This is a genomic window from Streptomyces sp. ISL-94, from assembly GCF_018614075.1.
GTDB lineage: Bacteria > Actinomycetota > Actinomycetes > Streptomycetales > Streptomycetaceae > Streptomyces.
Genome location: NZ_JAGGOZ010000004.1, coordinates 36,698 through 55,253, shown reverse-complemented (window position 1 = coordinate 55,253; position 18,556 = coordinate 36,698). Strand labels below are relative to the sequence as shown.

Genomic DNA, 18,556 nt, shown 5'->3' with positions numbered 1-18,556 from the left:
CTTCAAACAGGACCTAGGCCCGTACTTCGCAGGTCACCCGTTAGGAACGCCTCAACTCAAGATCGTTGGCCGATCTCGGCCGCGTTGGCCCAGCCGTGACAGACCGCACGGCGTCAACTATCCGATGGCGACCGATCGCGACCGGTTGATCTTCACGATCGGGTGACCTGCGAAGTCCGGGACTAGGGTGACCGCATGACCTCTGGCATATTCGACGCCTACCTGCGGCGGCTGGGCGTCCCCGGCCCCGCCGCCGCCCCCTCCGCCGAAGGGCTGTTCGCGCTCCAGCGGGCCCATCTGGAGCGCGTCCCCTACGAGAACATCGACATCCACCTCGGCCGGCCGCCCGGCATCGACCCCGAGCTGTCCGCCCGGCGTTTCGCCGCCGGGCACGGCGGCTACTGCTTCCACCTCAACGGGGCGTTCGCCGCGCTCCTCGGCCACCTCGGCTACGACGTCACCTTGCACCTGGGCGGGGTCTACGAGGAGACCGGGGCGCAGGACGTCAACGGCAACCACCTCGCGCTGACCGTCCGCGTCGACGGCGCCGAGTACCTCGTCGACGTGGGCCTCGGCGACGGCCCGCACGAACCGCTGCCGCTGCGCGAGGGCGCGTACGACCAGGGCGGCTTCTCCTACCGGCTGGAACCGCTGGCCGGGCCGCTGGAGGGCTGGACCTACCGCAATCCGTTCGGCCCCTTCCCCGTCATGAACTTCCTCTCCGCGCCGGCCGCCATGGACGACTTCGACGCGGAGCACCTGCGGCTGTCCACCGCCGAGGACTCCCCCTTCGTACGCACGCTGGCCCTGCTGCGCCGGGACGCCGAGTCCCTCGACCTGCTGCGCGGGCGGATCCTGACGCGCATCGACCCGGCCAAGGGGCCGAGCGAGCGGGAGCTGACCACCCCGGAGGAGTTCTACGAGGCCATCGCCACCGTCTTCGGGCGCGACCTGGACGACCTGACCCCGGTGGACCGGGCCGCGCTGTGGACCCAGGTGAACCGGGCCCACGAGGAGTGGCTGGCCTCCCGGGAGGGCTGATGCCGGCGCCGCAGGGCAGACTTGGGGCATGTCCCACTCCCCCCGTCGGGCCTGTCCCGCATGCGGGCGCGACTGCGCCGTGACCGCCGGCCGGATCGCCCGTCACGACCCGCCCGCCGGGCGGGTCCGCGGCGACCTGGTGTCCTGCCCCGGCTCCCGGGCCCGGGTGCTCCTCGGCGCCTCCGCGCCGACCCTGGACGGGTTCACCCTGGGCCCGCACCCGGGGCAGTTGCCACTGTTCTGAGTCTCGGTACGGGTCCGGGCGGGCTGAGGACGGGCGCGGATCCCCGTACGGCCGCCGCGGGCCACGAGGGCCCCGTGGCCTAAGAGATGGCGGTGCGGAGCCGGGCCACGTCGATCGGCTCGGTTTCGTCGTGGGCCGTCAGGTCGATGACCTGGCCGACCGCGCGCATCTCGGGGGTGGCCGGCTTGGTCTGCGCGGACTCCGCCTTGTGGAGGGCGAGGGCCTCGGCGCCGACCACGTCGGCGAGGTCCTCGTTCTGGACCGCGTCGACCACCGCACGCGCCTGCGCCGTGCTCTTGGTACCGAAGAAGTCGAAGCCGCCCTCGACGCGGGACGCGGTCCGCCGCTGCGCCGCGTACGGAGCCACGGCCGCGGCCGGCCGCCGGGCCGGGACCGCGGCGGCCGGCCGCCCGTGACCCCCGTCGCCCCCGGAAGGCGAGGTCGGGGACGGGGGCGCGGCGGGCAGCGCCCTCGGCTCCCTCTGCGGCTGGGCCGAAGCCTGCGCCTCGGCCTTGCGGGCCGCCAGCGCCCCCAGAGCCGCATGGGCCCGGGTGTAGCCAACCGCGGTGGGCGCGCCCGCGGAGGTGCGCTCCTCCGTGGCCGGCGCAAGCTGCTTCGGCGCGGCCGGGGCCGCGGCGGCCTCGATGGCCAGCAGCCGGCGGCCCTCCAGCGCGCTGGCGCGCTCGGTCTCGGCGGTCGCGTACCGCCGCAGCAGCGCCGCGTGCTCGCCGCGCAGCCCGGCCAGTTCGACCCGCTTGGCGCGCAGCTTGCCGTCCAGCTTGGCGCGCAGCATCCGCGCTTCTTCGAGATCGGATTCGAGCTCGGCTATCCGCTCTTCCGTCCTCCACTCGTCCTTGACCCGCTCGCGCGCGAGTTCCGCGACGCGGCGGCCCGCCGAACGGTCCCAGGCGCGCATCACGACGGCACCGGCCACCCCGGCGCCCGCCGTGAGGGCCACGAGCAGCCGTAGCGCCACAGGTTCCGCGAGCAGCCAGGCCGCGCCGGCGCCGGCGATGGACACACCGGCCACGCTCGTCGGCGTAAGCAACCGGTGCAGGGGTTCGGGATTGCGGTGGCGTCCACGGGGCATGGCCTGAAATTTACAGGGCGTGGACGCCATGTGGGGTACCCGCCCGGCAAATCTCTCCCGGACGGTTACCCCACATTTCTCCACCAACCGCTTAACTTCTACTTCTTCAGCAGGCCCTTGGATTCCAGGTAGGCCTTCGCGACGTCCGCCGGCTTGGCGCGCTCCGCGTCCACCTTGCGGTTCAGGTCGACCAGGTCGGCCGTCGTGAGCGTCTTCGTCAGCCGGTCGAGCGCCGCCGCGACCTCCGGGGCGCCCGCGTCCTTGGCGTTGACCACGGGCAGCACGTTGTCGGCGTTCTGGAGCTTCTTGTCGTCCTCCAGCAGGACCAGGCCGAAGCTGTCCAGCGTGGCGTCCGTGGTCGTGGTCAGCACCAGCTGGTCCGCCCCGTCCTTGACCGCCTGCTTGGCCTGCGGGGTGCCGACGCCCTTCGGGTCAATACCGGAAACCTGGATTCCGTATGTCTTCGTCAACCCGGGTGCGCAGAAGGGGCGGACGGCGCATTCGTCGCCCGCCGCGATCTTCACCTTCAGACCCGACTTTCCAAGATCGGAAAGGGATTTGAGATTGTTCTTCTCGGCGAATTCATTGGTCACCGCGAAGGCGTTCTGGTCGACGGCCGCACCCGCCGGCAGCGCCTTGAGGCCGAGCGGGGCCCCGAGCTTCTCCAGGGCGGCCACCGTCGCCGCGACGTCGCTCGACGCGACCGGCTTGTCCTCCGGCGCCTTCGGGCCGTTCACCTTGGCGTTGAGGAACTCCGCGAGCGTGGCCGCGTACTCCGGGACGACGTCGATCTCGCCCTTCTCCAGCGAGGGCTCGTACAGCTCGCGGTTGTTGACCGTCTTGATCGACGTGCTGTAGCCGGCGTCCTTGAGGAGCTGCGCGTACAGCTCGGCCAGCACGTTGGACTCGGTGAACCCGGCCGCGCCGATCACCAGGCTGCCCTTGGCGCCGCCCGAGGCGGGGGCGGCGGCGGAAGACGAGCCGCCGTCCTTGCTCTTCTCCAGGCTGTCGCCACCGCACGCGGCCAGCGACACCGTCAGGGCCAGGCTGCCCAGGGACGCGCCGAGGACGCGCGTGGTCTTGGTCATGGAGGTACTCCGTTCGAGGCGGGGAAAAACGGGAGAAGGAGGCGGCACGGATCAGCGGTGGGCCCCGACCCGCGGCAGCAGCCGGTCCGCCGCCACCAGGGCGCCCTCCACCAGCAGGGCCAGCGCCGCCACCAGCAGGGCGCCCGCGACGACCTGCGCGGTGTTGTACGTGTTGAAGCCGGCGGTGATGATCCGGCCGAGACCGCCCTGGCCGACCATCGCCGCGATCGTGGCCGTGGCGATGACCTGCACCGCGCCCGAGCGCAGCCCGGTCATCACCAGTCCGCGGGCGAGGGGAAGTTCGACCCGGAAGAAGAGCTGGCCGCCGGACATGCCCATGCCCCGCGCGGCCTCCACCACCGAGCGGTCCACCTCGCGCATGCCCACGTACGCGTTGGTCAGCAGCGGCGGGATCGCGAACAGCACCAGCGCGACGATGGTCGGCAGGTAGCCCGCGTTGCGCAGCGGCGAGACCATGAACAGCGCGAGCACGGCGAAGACGGGCACGGCGCGGCCGATGTTGGAGATGTTGACGGCGAGAGCGCCGCCCTTGCCGAGGTGGCCCAGGAACAGGCCGGCGGGCAGGGCCACCGTGCAGGCGATCGCGAGGGCGACCGCGCTGACGTAGGCGTGCTCGCCGAGCCGGTGCCAGACACCGCTCTCGCCCGACCAGTTGGCGCCGTTCGCCAGCCAGTCCCAGGCACCTCCCAGGACACCCATGGCCTCAGACCGCCTTTCCCGCGGTCGGCGGGGCGATGGGGTCCGGAACCGGCGCCGACCGGGCCGCCGGCCGTCCGGAGACCCGCGTCCACGGCGTCAGCAGCCGCTGTACGCCGAGCAGCAGCAGGTCGGCCACGAGCGCGAGCAGCACGCACAGCACCGAGGCGGTGAGCACCTGGGCCTTGAAGGAGCTGTTCACGGCCGGGGCGATGAGATTGCCGAGGCCGCCCTTGCCGACGATGGAGCCGACGGTGGTCAGCGCGACGGTCGACACGGTCGCGATCCGGACCCCGGCGAGCAGCGCGGGCAGCGCCAGCGGCAGCTCGACCTGCCAGAGCAGCCGGCCGGGGCCGTAGCCCATGCCGCGCGCGGCCTCCCGGACCTCCTCGGGGACGGCTTCCAGGCCCGCGATCACATTGCGGACCAGGATGGTCAGCGAATAGAGCACGAGGCCGGTCACCACCAGCGCCGCGGAAAGCCCGAACACCGGCAGCAGCAGGGAGAACATGGCGAGCGAGGGGATCGTGTAGAGCAGGGTGGTGAAGGCGAGCACGGGCGCCGCCCAGCGCCGGCCGCGGCGGGCCAGCAGGGCGAGCGGCACGGACACGGCGAGGCCGATGAGGACGGACGCGCCCGTGATCCAGATGTGTTCGAGGGTGGCGTCGGTGAGCTCCTGGGAGCGCGAGGAGACGTACTCCCAGCAGATCCAGTCGTTCGCCACCAGGCAGCTGCCCTGCCCGGCCATGTTCCTCACCCCCCGTCACCGAACGCCCGTATCAAGGCCTCCGGTCGACCTTAACCCCCGGCACCGTCAATGGCCGGAACCCTTCACAGTCGCGCAACACACACCTGACAAAGCCTTCGCCGAAACGGGCGCACCGGTAGGGAAGGATGGAGAGGTGATCCGATTCGAGCATGTGACCAAGCGCTACCCCGACGGGACGACGGCCGTCGAGGACCTGTCCTTCGAGGTGGCCGAGGGTGAACTGGTCACGCTGGTGGGCCCCTCGGGCTGCGGCAAGACGACCACGATGAAGATGGTCAACCGGCTGATCGAGCCGACCTCCGGCCGCATCCTGCTCGGCGGCGAGGACATCGCGGCCGCCGACCCGGTCGAGCTGCGCCGCCGGATCGGCTACGTCATCCAGCAGGTGGGACTCTTCCCCCACAAGACGGTGCTGGAGAACACGGCGACCGTGCCGCAGCTGCTCGGCACCCCCAAGGCCAAGGCCCGGGCGCGGGCGGCCGAGCTGCTCGAACTGGTCGGCCTGGACCCGGCCGTGTACGGAGGCCGGTACCCGGAGCAGCTGTCGGGCGGGCAGCGCCAGCGCGTCGGCGTGGCCCGCGCGCTCGCCGCCGATCCGCCGGTGCTGCTGATGGACGAGCCGTTCGGCGCGGTGGACCCGGTGGTGCGCGAGCGCCTCCAGAACGAGTTCCTGACCCTCCAGAAGACGGTGCGCAAGACGATCCTGCTGGTCACGCACGACCTGGAGGAGGCGATCCGGCTCGGCGACCGCATCGCCGTCTACGGGGAGGGCACCATCGAGCAGTTCGCGAGCCCGGCCGCGGTCCTCGGGGCGCCCGCCACCGAGTACGTGGCCTCCTTCGTCGGCGCCGACCGGGGGCTCAAGCGGCTCGCGGTCACTCCGGTGGAGGCGGCCGACGTGGTGGCGGCGGACGGCACGTCCTGCGCCCCGGCGGTGGCGGTGGAGCTGGGGGCGACCCTGCGCGAGGCCCTCTCCGCCCTGCTCCAGGAGGACTCGGGCCGGATCGGGGTCACGGACCCGGACTCCGGCGAGCTGATCGGCGTACTGACCCCGGAGGGCGTCCACCGGGCGCTGCGCCGCGCCCAGTTGCAGGAGGCGTAACCGAAGGGGCGTAGGCGACGGCGTAACGGAAGGGGCGTGGCGGAAAAGGCGTGGCGGAAAAGGCGGAAGGGCCCGGCCGGAGCCGGGCCCTTCCGCCTGCGCCGCGCACACGGCTCACGCCTGGATGCGGCCGCTCATCCACACCAGCATCGGCGGGATCTCGCGGCGCCACGTGTTGAAGTTGTGGCCGCCGCTGTCGAGGATGATCGAGGAGACCCGGTCCGGGCCCTTGACCAGCTTGATGAACTTCTTGGTGTCGCCGAGGTTCGGCTCCCCCTTCTCGCTGCTGGTGACGAGGAAGGAGGTACCGGTCGGCTTCTTGTTCTCGATGCTGTGCAGGACGTCCGCACGCTTCTTCAGTTTGGCGTCCCCGTGGAACAGGTCACCGGTCGTCGGGTCGTCCGGGGCCTCGTAGTACGCGGACAGACCCGCGGCGGCACCGAAGGTCTGCGGGTAGTGCGCGGCGATCTTCAGGGCGCAGTAGCCGCCCGTGGAGTTGCCGATGAAGCCCATGTTCTGCGGCTTCTTGCCGACCCGGAAGGTGTCCGTGATGACCTGCGGGAGGTCCTGGCCGAAGAAGGTCTCGGTCTGCGGTCCGCCGGGTATATCCACGCACTCGGTGTCACGCGGGGGCGCGACGGTCGGGCGCAGCATGACCAGGATCATCGGCTTCATCTTGCCTGCCTTGGACAGGCTGAAGGCCTTCATGGGATAGTCGAGCCCTTTGATCAGGTTCTCGGCCGTGCCCGGATACCCCGTCAGGACGATGGAGGCGGGAAAGTTCTGGTCCTTGTGCTGCGGCTGGAAGTACTCCGGAGGGAGCCACACGTAGCCGGGGCTCGTTATCTTCGACTTCTGGCCGGTTATGGCAACCTTCAGGATCTGACCGCCGACCTGCGGCTTGCCGCCGCCGGGGACGTCCAGGTGCTGCTTGTCGAGGACCTTGATGTCCTTGCTGTTCATCGAGTGGTCGACGACCTTGCCGATGGACGTCTCCTGGCCGAGCAGGTCGGCCCAGGAACCGTAGAAGAGGAACGACTTGTTAGCCGCGAGACCGACGGCCGAGAACAGCGCCAGCTGGGTCGCCAGCAGGAGGCCGATCCGGCCGGCCAGCGCCCGCCAGGTGCGGCCGGAGAGCTTCGGCCAGAACCAGATCGTTGCCGCGAAGAGCAGCACACCGGCGATGATGGCCAGCGCCAGGACCGTATTACTGGTGAGACCCATGAGCAGTCAGTCGACTTTCTGATGGCAGGACTAGTTTTTTTCCGACGGAAGAGTGAACCCGCTCCTCCTCGATGTCGTCCTAAGGGACGCACCAACACATCGGAGGCTGTCGCGGCCTTCGGCCACATGATCTCTCGCGGAGCAACGGGAAGCGATGTCTAGCAGGATAGATGGCGATAAGTCCGGACAGGTTCCGAAGCGGGTCCGCCGAATCCTCAGCGGACCACGACCGGAGTCCGTGCCCGGCCTCGTAGGTACGGCCGTCACGATCGTCGGCCTTCTGGACATCGCGGCCGGGGTGTTCCCCCGGTTCCGGCACAGCCGGATCCACGCGGTCACCGAGGTGCTGCCCGGCTCCGTCGGACCCTTCGCAGCCGCCCTCGCCATCAGCTCGGGCGTCCTGCTCCTGCTGCTGGCGCACGGCCTCAAGCGGCACAAGCGGCGCGCCTGGCGGGCCGCCGTCCTCCTGCTGCCCGCGGGAGCCGCCGCACAGTTCGCGTACCGGCACTCCCTCATCGGCGTCGTCATCGCGGCCGTCCTCTTCGGCCTGCTGCTGCGCCACCAGGGTGAATTCAAGGCGCTGCCCGACCCGCGCAGCCGCTGGAAGGCGCTCGCGAACTTCGTCCTGATGAGCGCGGGCTCCATCGGCCTGGGCCTGGTCATCGTCAACGTCCACCCGAGCAAGGTCGTCGGCGACCCGGGGCTGTACGAGCAGATCACGCACGTGGTCTACGGCCTCTTCGGCTTCGAGGGCCCCGTCGACTACGTCGGCCAGGTGTCCTGGACCGTCGGGTACTCCCTCGGCGCCCTCGGCATGCTGACCGCCCTCACCACGATCTACCTGGCCTTCCGCCCCGAGCACCCGGCCGCCCGGCTCACCGCCGACGACGAGGCCAAGCTGCGCGAGCTGCTCGCCAAGCACGGCGGCCGCGACTCGCTGGGCCACTTCGCGCTCCGCCGCGACAAGGCCGTCGTCTTCTCCCCCAGCGGCAAGGCCGCCGTCACCTACCGCGTCGTCTCCGGTGTGATGCTCGCCTCCGGCGACCCCGTCGGCGACGTCGAGGCCTGGCCCGGCGCCATCGAGCGGTTCATGGAGGAGGCCAAGGCCCACTCGTGGACCCCTGCCGTCATGGGCTGCAGCGAGACCGGCGGCGAGGTGTGGACCCGCGAGACCGGCCTCGACGCGCTGGAGCTGGGTGACGAGGCGATTGTCGATGTCAAAGACTTCTCCCTCTCGGGCCGCGCCATGCGCAATGTCCGCCAGATGGTGAAGCGCATCGAGCGCAACGGCTACACCACCAAGGTCCGCCGTGTGAGCGAGCTCACCGAGCTGGAGCTGGAGCAGGTGCGCGGCGCCGCCGAGGCCTGGCGCGGCACCGACACCGAGCGCGGCTTCTCCATGGCGCTGGGCCGGGTCGGCGACCCGGGCGACGGCGACTGCTTCATCGCGACCGCCCACCGGGTGGAGGAGGGCGACACCAGCCCCTTCGGCGACCTGAAGGCCGTCCTGCACTTCGTCCCGTGGGGCGCCGACGGCATGTCGCTGGAGCTCATGCGCCGCGACCGCGCCGCCGACCCCGGCATGAACGAGCTGCTGATCGTCGCCTCGCTGGAGGCCGCCCCCGCCCTGAAGATCGAGAAGGTCTCGCTGAACTTCGCGATGTTCCGCTCGGCCCTCGCCCGCGGCGAGAAGATCGGTGCCGGGCCGGTGCTGCGGATGTGGCGCGGCCTGCTGGTCTTCCTGTCGCGCTGGTTCCAGATCGAGTCGCTGTACAAGTTCAACGCGAAGTTCCGCCCCCGCTGGGAGCCCCGCTTCGTGGTCTTCCGCACCACCCGCGACCTGCCCCGCATCGGCTTCGCCGCGATGCAGGCCGAGGGCTTCGTCACGCTGGCGCTGCCGCGGCTGTTCGCCGGCCGCCGCCGGCCCAAGCCGGTCCGCACCTGCGCCCACACCGACAGCCACACCACCGCCAAGGTCCCGGCCCAGGCGGAGCGCGAGGTCCAGGTCGCGTAGCTGCCCGTACACCTCGTACGGCCCCCGGAGCCCCGGCAGCCGACAGGCGCCGGGGCCCTGCCGTATCGAGGGCAGCCCTACCCTTTACCTATGAACACGAAGAGCGGAGCCACCGGCAGGGGCCGGGTCGCAGGTCTGCCCGAGTGGGACCGCTGCGCGGTCATGGGCGTCGTCAACGTCACCCCCGACTCCTTCTCCGACGGCGGCCGCTGGTTCGACACCACCGCCGCGGTCAAGCGCGGCCTCGACCTGGTCGCCCAGGGCGCCGACCTCGTCGACGTCGGCGGCGAGTCCACCCGCCCCGGCGCCCCCCGCGTCGACGCGGAGGAGGAGCTGCGCCGGGTCGTCCCCGTGGTGCGCGGCCTCGCCTCCGAGGGCGTCACCGTCTCCGTGGACACCATGCGCGCGGCCGTCGCCGCCCAGGCCGTCGCGGCCGGCGCCGCTCTGGTCAACGACGTCAGCGGCGGACTCGCCGACCCCGGCATGATCCCGGCCGTCGCGGCCGCCGAGGTGCCCTTCGTGGTCATGCACTGGCGCGGCTTCAGCGACACCATGAACAGCCTCGCCGTCTACGAGGACGTGCTCGCCGAGGTCACCGCCGAACTCCGGGCCCGCATCGACGCCGTCGTCGCCGGCGGGATCGCCCCCGAGCGGATCGTCGTCGACCCCGGCCTCGGCTTCGCGAAGAACGCCGAGCACGACCTGGCCCTCGTGGCCCACCTGCCCCAGCTGCGCGCACTCGGCTTCCCGCTGCTGGTCGCCGCGTCGAGGAAGCGTTTCCTCGGCCGGGTCCTGGCCGGCGCGGACGACGCCGCCCCGCCGCCCGCCCGCGAGCGCGACGCCGCCACGGCCGCCGTCTCCGCCATCGCCGCCCACCAGGGCGCCTGGGCCGTACGGGTCCACGAGGTACGGGCGACCGCGGACGCGGTTCGGGTGGCCCGCGCCGTGGAAGGAGCGTTCTACCTCGATTCCCGTACAACCGGGGCCACCGCCCGAGAAGGAGCCACGTGAGCAGAACCGACATCGAAGCGGTCGAAGAGGTCAACACGGCCTTCTACGAGGCCATGGAGCGGGGGGACTTCGACACGCTGTCGGCGCTCTGGCTCGAAGACGAGATCTCCTGCGTGCACCCCGGCTGGCCGGTGCTGTCCGGCCGCGGCGAGGTGCTGCGCTCGTACGCCCTGATCATGTCCCACACGGACTACATCCAGTTCTTCCTCACCGACACCAAGGTCGCCGTCATAGGCGACACCGCGCTGGTGACGTGCACGGAGAACATCCTCAGCGGCGGGCCCGCCGAGGACGGCGGGGAACTCGGCCCGCTGGTCGGCCAGCTGGTCGTCGCGACGAATGTGTTCCGACGCACATCCGAGGGCTGGAGACTGTGGTCCCACCACGGTTCTCCCGTCCTCACGGAGTCCGATGAGGACGAGGAGGACGACGCCTCCTGACCCCTCCGGCAGGGTCGCGGGGTTTTCGCAGGTAAATTCGAAGACGGACGACGCCGACCGCACTCGGCGTAGGCCCATGGCCCCGGGGAGCCCCGGGACCGGAAGAACCTACGAAAGCAGGAGTGATTCGCGTGGATCGTGTCGCGCTGCGCGGCCTCAAGGCTCGCGGGCACCACGGCGTCTTCCCCCGGGAGCGCGAGGAAGGCCAGACCTTCATCGTCGACCTCGTGCTGCACCTCGACACCCGCCCTGCGGCGGCCGGAGACGACCTGGCGAAGACCGTGCACTACGGGGTCGTCGCCGAGGAGGTCGTCGACGTGGTCCAAGGAGAGCCGGTCGACCTGATCGAGACGCTCGCCGAGCGGATCGCCCAGCAGTGCCTGAAGCACGAAGCGGTGGCGCAAGTCGAGGTCGTCGTCCACAAGCCGGACGCGCCCATCACCGTCCCCTTCGACGACGTGACCATCACGATCACCCGGAGCCGCGCATGAACAACGGACTGAGCGCCCAGAGCGACCCCACCGTCCAGCCCGTACCCGCATCGGTCGTCGAAACGGTCGACGCTGCGGACGTCACTCTCTCCAACCCCAAATGGGCCGTCATCGCGCTCGGCGCGAACCTCGGCAACCGGCTGGAGACCCTCCAGGGCGCCATCGACGCCCTCGGCGACACCCCCGGCCTGCGGGTCAAGGCCGTCTCCCGCGTCTACGAGACCGAGCCGTGGGGCGTCGACCCCGGCTCGCAGCCCGCGTACTTCAACGCGGTCGTCTCCGTGAAGACCACCCTGCCCCCGTCCTCGCTCCTGGAGCGCGGCCACGCCATCGAAGAGGCCTTCGACCGCGTCCGCGAGGAGCGCTGGGGCCCGCGCACGATCGACGTCGACATCGTCGCGTACGCCGACGTGGTCTCCGACGACCCCGTCCTCACCCTCCCGCACCCGCGCGCCCACCAGCGCGCCTTCGTGCTGGCCCCCTGGCACGACGTCGACCCGGAGGCCCAGCTCCCGGGCCGCGGCCCCGTCGCCGACCTCCTGGCCGGAATCGGCCTCACCGGAGTCACGGCGCGCCCGGATCTGGAACTCCGCCTCCCCGAGTAGTCGTTACCCTGTGGACTGCCTGACGGATCGGCGCGGAAAGCGGGGAACGGGCACGTGAAGCAACTGAGGCCTGCGGTCCTGGCGGGGATCTTCGTCGTCGCGGGGGTCCTGTGCTGGGCCGCCGCCCGGCTGTGGAACGCGTACGGCACCCTGCCGGGCGTCCCGCTGGCCGCCCCCATCGTCCTGGGCGCCATCGCGGCGATCCTCCTCGCGACGGCCCTGTCGATGCGGGCCCGCCTCAAGGCCCAGCGGGAGCGCCGCCCGGGCGCCAAAGGCGTGGAGCCGCTGATGGCGGCCCGCGCGGTGGTCTTCGGCCAGGCCAGCGCCCTGGTGGCGGCCCTCGTCGCGGGCGCCTACGGCGGCGTGGGCGTCTTCCTGCTGATGGACTCCCTCGACGTCCCCGCCCGCCGCGACCAGGCCTGGTACGCCGGCTTCTCGGTCCTGGCGGGCGCGGCCGTCATTGCCGCCGCCCTCTTCCTGGAACACGTCCTGAAGCTTCCCGAGGGCGACGACACCACCCCGGAAGCCCAGGCCCGCGCCTGAGCGCGGCACCTGGTGCCCACTACCCGTCGGCCCGCAGCAGGTGGCCGTACACAAGGAAGGTGGAATACGGCTCCAGGCGGTAGCTGTAGATCCTGCGGCGTGAACAACCCGGTGAACCTAGGCGGTCACAGCACTAGCGAGCCACGATCAGGCTCATCGCCTCGCTGCGGGTCGCGGGATCGCGCATCTGGCCGCGCACGGCGGAAGTGAGGGTCTTCGCGCCGGGCTTGCGGATGCCGCGCACCGACATGCACATGTGCTCGGCCTCGACGACGACGATGGCGCCGCGCGCTTCGAGAATCTGCATCAGCGAGTTGGCTATCTGCGTCGTGAGCCGTTCCTGCACCTGCGGGCGGCGGGCATACACGTCGACCAGCCGGGCCAGCTTCGACAGGCCGGTGATCTTGCCGGACTCGGCCGGGATGTAACCCACGTGGGCCACTCCGTGGAACGGCAGCAGATGATGTTCGCACAAACTTACGATTTCAATGTCCTTCACCAGGATCATCTCGTCGTGCCCGAGGTCGAACGTCGTCGTCAGCACCTCCTCGGGTTCCTGCCTCAGTCCGGCCAGGATCTCCTTGTACGCCCGCGCCACGCGCGCCGGGGTCTCCAGCAGGCCCTCGCGGTCCGGGTCCTCGCCGACCGCGATCAGGAGCTCGCGGATCGCCGCCTCGGCGCGCTTCTCGTCGAACTCGCCGATCGTGCCCTCGCCACCGGTCAGGGTCACTGGGTCGGTCATCTCATCCTCGTTCCTTCGTGCACGTCCACGGGCACGTGAAAGTGCCGCGCCCCCAAGGCTAGAACCTGGGGGGCGCGGCATCCATTCCGGGTGATCCTGTGCGCGGACTACTCCGCGCGGTCCTCCGGGGCGGCCTCCGGGGCCTTCTCCACCGAGACGGCGGCCTGGGCCGCAGCCGAGGTTCCGTTGGCGGAGTTCGTCAGCTGGAGCTCCTTGGGAGAGAGCACCGGCGGACGGGTGGAGGGGGTGCGGCGGGAGGAGCCGGTCCACGCGGGGCGGGCCGGACGCTTCACGATCGTGGAGAAGATCTCGGCGATCTGCTCCTTGTTCAGCGTTTCCTTCTCCAGCAGCGCGAGGACCAGGTTGTCGAGGACGTCGCGGTTCTCGACGAGGATCTCCCAGGCCTCGTTGTGCGCGGTCTCGATGAGCTTCTTGACCTCTTCGTCGACCAGCGCCGCGACCTCTTCCGAGTAGTCCCGCGGGTGCGCCATCTCGCGCCCCAGGAACGGCTCAGTGTTGTCGCCGCCGAACTTGATCGCGCCCAGCCGCTCGGTCATGCCGTACTGGGTGACCATCGCGCGGGCCGTTGCCGTGGCCTTCTCGATGTCGTTCGCCGCGCCCGTGGTCGGGTCGTGGAAGACCAGCTCCTCGGCCGCGCGCCCGCCCAGCATGTACGCCAGCTGGTCGAGCATCTCGTTGCGCGTGGTCGAGTACCTGTCCTCGTCGGGCAGGACCATGGTGTAGCCCAGGGCCCGGCCGCGGGACAGGATCGTGATCTTGTGGACCGGGTCGGAGTTCGGGGAGGCCGCCGCGACCAGGGCGTGTCCGCCCTCGTGGTACGCGGTGATCTTCTTTTCCCGGTCCGACATGATCCGGGTCCGCTTCTGCGGGCCCGCCACGACGCGGTCGATCGCCTCGTCCAGGGCGTGGTTGTCGACCAGCTTCTTGTCCGAGCGGGCCGTGAGCAGCGCGGCCTCGTTCAGGACGTTGGAGAGATCGGCACCGGTGAAGCCGGGCGTACGACGGGCAACCGCGCCCAGGTCGACGTCCGGAGCGACCGGCTTGCCCTTCTGGTGGACCTTGAGGATCTCCAGACGGCCCTGCATGTCCGGACGGTCGACGGCGATCTGCCGGTCGAAGCGGCCGGGGCGCAGGAGCGCCGGGTCGAGGATGTCCGGACGGTTCGTGGCGGCGATCAGGATGACGCCGCCCTTCACGTCGAAGCCGTCCATCTCGACCAGCAGCTGGTTGAGGGTCTGCTCGCGCTCGTCGTGACCGCCGCCGAGACCCGCACCGCGGTGCCGGCCGACGGCGTCGATCTCGTCGACGAAGACGATCGCCGGGGCGTTGGCCTTGGCCTGCTCGAACAGGTCTCGGACACGCGAGGCACCGACACCGACGAACATCTCGACGAAGTCGGAACCGGAGATCGAGTAGAAGGGAACACCGGCCTCGCCCGCGACGGCACGCGCGAGCAGGGTCTTACCGGTGCCGGGCGGGCCGTAGAGCAGCACGCCCTTGGGGATCTTGGCGCCGACGGCCTGGAACTTCGCCGGCTCCTGGAGGAACTCCTTGATCTCGTGGAGTTCCTCGACGGCCTCGTCCGCGCCCGCGACATCGGCGAACGTCGTCTTCGGGGTGTCCTTGGTGATGAGCTTGGCCTTGGACTTCCCGAAGTTCATGACTCGGGAGCCGCCGCCCTGCATCTGGTTCATCAGGAACAGGAAGACAACGACGATGAGGACGAAGGGCAGGAGCGAAAGCAGCACGCTCAGGAACGGGCTGGTCTTGTCCGGAGTGACGGAGTATCCGTCCGGGATCTGACCGGCTTCGTACTTGGTCTGGAGGTTCTGGGCGAGCTGGACGCCCTGATCCCCGATGTAGTTGGCCTGGAACTTGGTGCCGTCGTGCTTGCCGAGCTTCTGGCCTTGGCTCAGCTCGATCTTGATCATCTGGCTGTCGCCGGTGGTCAGCTTCGCTGTCTCCACCTGGCCACTGTTGATCGCCTTGATGACCTCGCTGGTGTCCACCGACTTGTAGCCGCCGCCGGAGCCGACGACATTCATCAACACGACCACGGCGAGGACGGCCAGCACGATCCACATGACCGGCCCACGGAAGTATCGCTTCACGTCCATCCATACGGGGCGCCAGGCACCCCGTCCCTCCTGCCCGTAGGTAAATGCTGCTGTGAGTAAAGACTGTTCTTCGGAATGTACCCCTGTATTGTCACCCGCGGCCTCGTGGGACGGCTGACAGACCCGCCTTCCCCTGCTTCAACGGCGGGAATCGCCCCCAGGTTCCCCGAGCCTTCACGGGGTTCCCGGGGACGGGAGCGGGATCAGCCGCCGTAGACGTGCGGGGCGAGCGTGCCGACGAACGGCAGGTTGCGGTACTTCTCCGCGTAGTCGAGGCCGTAGCCCACGACGAACTCGTTCGGGATGTCGAAGCCGACCCACTTCACGTCGATCGCGACCTTCGCCGCGTCGGGCTTGCGCAGCAGCGTGACGACCTCGATCGAGGCCGGCTGGCGCGAGCCCAGGTTCGACAGCAGCCAGGACAGCGTGAGACCGGAGTCGATGATGTCCTCGACGATCAGGACGTGCTTGTCCTTGATGTCGGTGTCCAGGTCCTTGAGGATCCGCACCACGCCGGAGGACTGCGTCCCGGCGCCGTACGAGGACACCGCCATCCAGTCCATGGTGAGCGGGGTGGACAAGGCGCGCGCCAGGTCCGCCATCACCATCACGGCACCCTTGAGCACACCGACGATGAGCAGGTCCTTGCCCGCGTACTCCGCGTCGATCTTCGCGGCCAGCTCGGCCAGCTTCGCGTCGATCTCTTCCTTGGTGATGAGCACCGACTGGAGGTCGTTGCCCATGTCCTTCTCGTCCACCCGCATCACTTTCGTTGTCGGCCGGGGCTCCGGGGGTGCCCCCGGAGGACTCAGCCGTGTTTCAGCACCAATCAGCCCTGCCGAATGACAAGTCTGCCACCCTGCCGCTGGGCCTCGACCCGGCCGGGCAGGTTGATGGCGCCCTGACCGCGCCATCCGGTGATGAGGCGGTCGACTTCCTCGATGTGGCGGGCGAAAAGGGAGCCTGCGGGGGAGCCGGCGGCGACCACGGCGCGGCGCAGCACCCGGCGGCGGACGGCCGGGGGCAGGGCGTACAGCTTGGCGCACTCCAGGCGGCCGTCCTCGTCCCGTACGCCGGTCTCCGCCTCGGCGGCCCAGGCGTCGAGGGCGTCGGCGTCGTCGCGCGAGAGCTGGGCGGTGCGGGCGAGCGCCTCGACGACCCCCTTGCCCAGCGCCTTCTCCAGGGCGGGCAGTCCCTCGTGGCGCAGGCGGGAGCGGGTGTAGGCGGGGTCCATGTTGTGCGGGTCGTCCCAGACGGGGAGGGACTGGACCATGCAGGCCTTGCGGGCGGTCTGCCGGTCGACCTGGAGGAACGGGCGGCGGTAGCGGTGGCTGCGGCCGGGGCCGCCGGACACTTCCGCCATGCCGGACAGCGAGCGGATGCCGGAGCCGCGGGCGAGGCCCAGCAGGACGGTTTCCGCTTGATCGTCCCGGGTGTGGCCGAGCAGCACGGCGGCGGCGCCCAGCCGGTCGGCGGCCTCGTCCAGAGCCCCGTAGCGGGCATCGCGGGCGGCGGCCTCGGGTCCGCCTTCCCGGCCGACGCGCACGGCGACGGACTCCACCGGGTCGAGGCGGAGGGCGGTCATGCGGGTGACGACCTCGGCGGCGCGCAGGTCGGAGCCGGGCTGGAGGCCGTGGTCGACGGTGATGCCGCCGGCCCGGATGCCGAGTTTGGGGGCCTCGAAGGCGAGGGCCGAGGCGAGGGCCATGGAGTCGGCGCCGCCGGAGCAGGCGACGAGGACGAGTGGCGGGTTCCCGGCGCCGGTGCGAGGCTCGGCGCAGGGGGCACCCCCGGACGGAGTCCGGTGGAGGTCGGGGAGGTCGGTGAGGACGTCGTGGAGTACGCGGCGGACCGCCAGGCGTATCGCCGCGACCGCAGGATGGGGACCCATGTCCGGTGCCCTTCGATGAGTTCGGATGCCTCGGAGGCTTTGGGGGTGTGGTGCGCTGGGGGTGGTGCCCGGTACCCCCGCGGACGGGGGCTGTCACTCAGGGATGCCACTCAGGGATGTCACTCAGAGTGCGACGATGGTGACAGAACCGAGCCGTTCCCCGAGCATCGCACGCCCTTCCACGGCCCACGGTCCCTCGGACGGGTGATGCTGCTTCCCCCAGTGAGACATGTTTACGCCCCCTGGGTCACCCTCGTTCGCTCTCTTCGCTCCCCTTGCGGTGGACCCGGGCCACCCAGTCCGCGGGCCTGGCGATCTCGGCCTTGGTCGGCAGTGTGTTCGGGGAGGTCCACACCCGGTTGAAGCCGTCCATCCCCACCTGGTCGACGACGGCGCGCACGAACCGCTCCCCGTTTTCGTACTGCCGCAGCTTCGCGTCCAGGCCCAGCAGCTTGCGCAGCGCGGCGTCGAGCCGCCCCGCCCCGCTGGCCCTGCGCTGCTGGAACTTCTCCCGGATCTCGGCGACCGAGGGCACGACCTCGGGTCCGACCCCGTCCATGACGTAGTCGGCGTGGCCCTCCAGCAGGGACATGACTGCGGTGAGGCGGGCCAGCACCTCGCGCTGCTCGGGGGTCTGCACGATCTCGACGAAGGAGCGGGCCTCGTCGCCCCGCTCGGCGTCGGGGCGGGCGCCCGCGAAGGACTGGGCGGCCTCGCGCAGGCGCTCCAGGACGGTCATCGGGTCCACTTCGGTGGCGCGGAGGAACGTCTGGATTTCGCCCTCCAGGTGGTCGCGGAGCCACGGGACGGCCGTGAACTGGGTACGGTGCGTCTCCTCGTGCAGGCACACCCACAGCCGGAAGTCGTGCGGGTTCACCTCCAGCTCGCGCTCGACGTGCACGATGTTGGGCGCGACCAGCAGCAGCCGGCCGCCGCCGGAGCCCGAGCCGGAGCCCGGCAGATCGCGGGAGACCGGCGCGAAGGTCTCGTACTGTCCCAGGACCCGGGAGGCCAGGAAGCTCAGCAGCATGCCCAGCTCGACGCCGGTGACCTTGCCGCCGACCGCGCTGAGGACGGCCCCGCCGGGGGTGCCCGCGCGGCGGTCCAGCAGCTTGCCGAGGAGCGGCTGGAGCAGCTCGCGGAAGCCGGCCACATTGGCCTTGACCCAGCCGGCCCGGTCGACGACCAGGACGGGGGTGTCGTTGACGGCTGCCCCTTCCGGGACCATCCGGGTGAACTCGCGCACGTGCCGTTCCGAGGTCCTGGCGTGCCTGCGCAGCTCCGCGACGACGGCCCGGGCCTCGTCCCGGCTGACCTCCGGGCCGGGCCGCACCAGTCGGGTCGCGGTCGCCACCGCGAGGTTCCAGTCGACCATCTCCGCACCACTGATGCTCGTCATGCGTCAA

General features: G+C 70.7%; 19 protein-coding genes. 9 read left to right on the top strand and 10 right to left on the bottom strand.

What is annotated here, in order from left to right; translation table 11 throughout:
- The first annotated feature begins 195 nt into the window (after positions 1 to 195).
- Both J7E94_RS01180 and J7E94_RS01175 read left to right on the top strand, forming a co-directional pair.
- Positions 196 to 1,041, top strand: coding sequence for an arylamine N-acetyltransferase (locus J7E94_RS01180; RefSeq protein ID WP_215011454.1), 846 nt, complete (start codon positions 196 to 198; stop codon positions 1,039 to 1,041).
- A 28-nt stretch (positions 1,042 to 1,069) separates the two neighbouring features.
- Positions 1,070 to 1,285 carry a hypothetical protein gene (locus J7E94_RS01175; RefSeq protein ID WP_215011452.1) on the top strand — a complete coding sequence of 72 codons (216 nt, stop codon included), beginning with the start codon at positions 1,070 to 1,072 and terminating at the stop codon, positions 1,283 to 1,285.
- A gap of 79 nt (positions 1,286 to 1,364) precedes the next feature.
- Here the strand turns inward: J7E94_RS01175 and J7E94_RS01170 are convergent, their stop codons facing one another.
- The 4 genes from J7E94_RS01170 to J7E94_RS01155 all read right to left on the bottom strand — a co-directional run bounded on the left by J7E94_RS01170 (position 1,365) and on the right by J7E94_RS01155 (position 4,928).
- Positions 1,365 to 2,375, bottom strand: coding sequence for a hypothetical protein (locus tag J7E94_RS01170; RefSeq protein WP_215011450.1), 1,011 nt, complete (start codon positions 2,373 to 2,375; stop codon positions 1,365 to 1,367).
- 98 nt (positions 2,376 to 2,473) lie between these two features.
- Positions 2,474 to 3,463, bottom strand: a complete 990-nt coding sequence (locus tag J7E94_RS01165) for an ABC transporter substrate-binding protein (RefSeq protein WP_215011448.1) — start codon at positions 3,461 to 3,463, stop codon at positions 2,474 to 2,476.
- A 51-nt stretch (positions 3,464 to 3,514) separates the two neighbouring features.
- A complete protein-coding gene (locus tag J7E94_RS01160; protein ID WP_215011446.1) occupies positions 3,515 to 4,183 on the bottom strand; it encodes an ABC transporter permease in 669 nt (222 codons plus the stop codon).
- 4 nt (positions 4,184 to 4,187) lie between these two features.
- Complete coding sequence (locus J7E94_RS01155; protein WP_215011444.1) at positions 4,188 to 4,928, bottom strand: ABC transporter permease; 741 nt, start codon at positions 4,926 to 4,928, stop codon at positions 4,188 to 4,190.
- Between the two features lie 154 nt (positions 4,929 to 5,082).
- Here J7E94_RS01155 and J7E94_RS01150 point away from each other — a divergent pair, with 154 nt between their 5' ends.
- Complete coding sequence (locus tag J7E94_RS01150) at positions 5,083 to 6,051, top strand: ABC transporter ATP-binding protein (RefSeq protein ID WP_215011442.1); 969 nt, start codon at positions 5,083 to 5,085, stop codon at positions 6,049 to 6,051.
- A gap of 114 nt (positions 6,052 to 6,165) precedes the next feature.
- On the opposite strand, the gene J7E94_RS01145 is transcribed toward J7E94_RS01150, so the two are convergent.
- Positions 6,166 to 7,275 carry an esterase family protein gene (locus J7E94_RS01145; protein ID WP_215011440.1) on the bottom strand — a complete coding sequence of 370 codons (1,110 nt, stop codon included), beginning with the start codon at positions 7,273 to 7,275 and terminating at the stop codon, positions 6,166 to 6,168.
- A gap of 154 nt (positions 7,276 to 7,429) precedes the next feature.
- Here J7E94_RS01145 and J7E94_RS01140 point away from each other — a divergent pair, with 154 nt between their 5' ends.
- The 6 genes from J7E94_RS01140 (at position 7,430) to J7E94_RS01115 (ending at position 12,379) form a co-directional block, all read left to right on the top strand.
- Positions 7,430 to 9,289, top strand: a complete 1,860-nt coding sequence (locus tag J7E94_RS01140; protein ID WP_215011438.1) for a phosphatidylglycerol lysyltransferase domain-containing protein — start codon at positions 7,430 to 7,432, stop codon at positions 9,287 to 9,289.
- 90 nt (positions 9,290 to 9,379) lie between these two features.
- Positions 9,380 to 10,300, top strand: coding sequence for a dihydropteroate synthase (gene folP, locus J7E94_RS01135; protein ID WP_215011436.1), 921 nt, complete (start codon positions 9,380 to 9,382; stop codon positions 10,298 to 10,300).
- Entirely contained in the window at positions 10,297 to 10,740 is a 444-nt protein-coding gene (locus J7E94_RS01130) for a nuclear transport factor 2 family protein (RefSeq protein ID WP_215011434.1), read from the top strand. The genes folP and J7E94_RS01130 overlap by 4 nt, the downstream gene beginning before the upstream one ends.
- Before the next feature lie 131 nt (positions 10,741 to 10,871).
- On the top strand, positions 10,872 to 11,231 hold the full coding sequence (gene folB, locus J7E94_RS01125; protein ID WP_030010912.1) for a dihydroneopterin aldolase: 360 nt from the start codon (positions 10,872 to 10,874) through the stop codon (positions 11,229 to 11,231).
- On the top strand, positions 11,228 to 11,836 hold the full coding sequence (gene folK / locus J7E94_RS01120) for a 2-amino-4-hydroxy-6-hydroxymethyldihydropteridine diphosphokinase (RefSeq protein WP_215011432.1): 609 nt from the start codon (positions 11,228 to 11,230) through the stop codon (positions 11,834 to 11,836). The genes folB and folK overlap by 4 nt, the downstream gene beginning before the upstream one ends.
- Before the next feature lie 54 nt (positions 11,837 to 11,890).
- On the top strand, positions 11,891 to 12,379 hold the full coding sequence (locus J7E94_RS01115; RefSeq protein ID WP_215011430.1) for a DUF3180 domain-containing protein: 489 nt from the start codon (positions 11,891 to 11,893) through the stop codon (positions 12,377 to 12,379).
- 133 nt (positions 12,380 to 12,512) lie between these two features.
- Here J7E94_RS01115 and folE read toward each other — a convergent pair whose 3' ends face one another.
- From folE to J7E94_RS01090, 5 genes are all read right to left on the bottom strand, one after another.
- Entirely contained in the window at positions 12,513 to 13,121 is a 609-nt protein-coding gene (gene folE, locus J7E94_RS01110; protein WP_215011428.1) for a GTP cyclohydrolase I FolE, read from the bottom strand.
- Positions 13,122 to 13,228: 107 nt separating this feature from the next.
- Positions 13,229 to 15,259: an ATP-dependent zinc metalloprotease FtsH gene (ftsH, locus tag J7E94_RS01105; RefSeq protein WP_215011426.1), complete on the bottom strand. Its 2,031-nt coding sequence runs from the start codon at positions 15,257 to 15,259 to the stop codon at positions 13,229 to 13,231.
- 203 nt (positions 15,260 to 15,462) lie between these two features.
- A complete protein-coding gene (gene hpt / locus J7E94_RS01100; protein ID WP_215011424.1) occupies positions 15,463 to 16,023 on the bottom strand; it encodes a hypoxanthine phosphoribosyltransferase in 561 nt (186 codons plus the stop codon).
- A gap of 65 nt (positions 16,024 to 16,088) precedes the next feature.
- Complete coding sequence (gene tilS, locus J7E94_RS01095) at positions 16,089 to 17,150, bottom strand: tRNA lysidine(34) synthetase TilS (protein WP_215011422.1); 1,062 nt, start codon at positions 17,148 to 17,150, stop codon at positions 16,089 to 16,091.
- Positions 17,151 to 17,397: 247 nt separating this feature from the next.
- A complete protein-coding gene (locus J7E94_RS01090) occupies positions 17,398 to 18,549 on the bottom strand; it encodes a zinc-dependent metalloprotease (RefSeq protein WP_215011420.1) in 1,152 nt (383 codons plus the stop codon).
- Positions 18,550 to 18,556 lie beyond the last annotated feature (7 nt).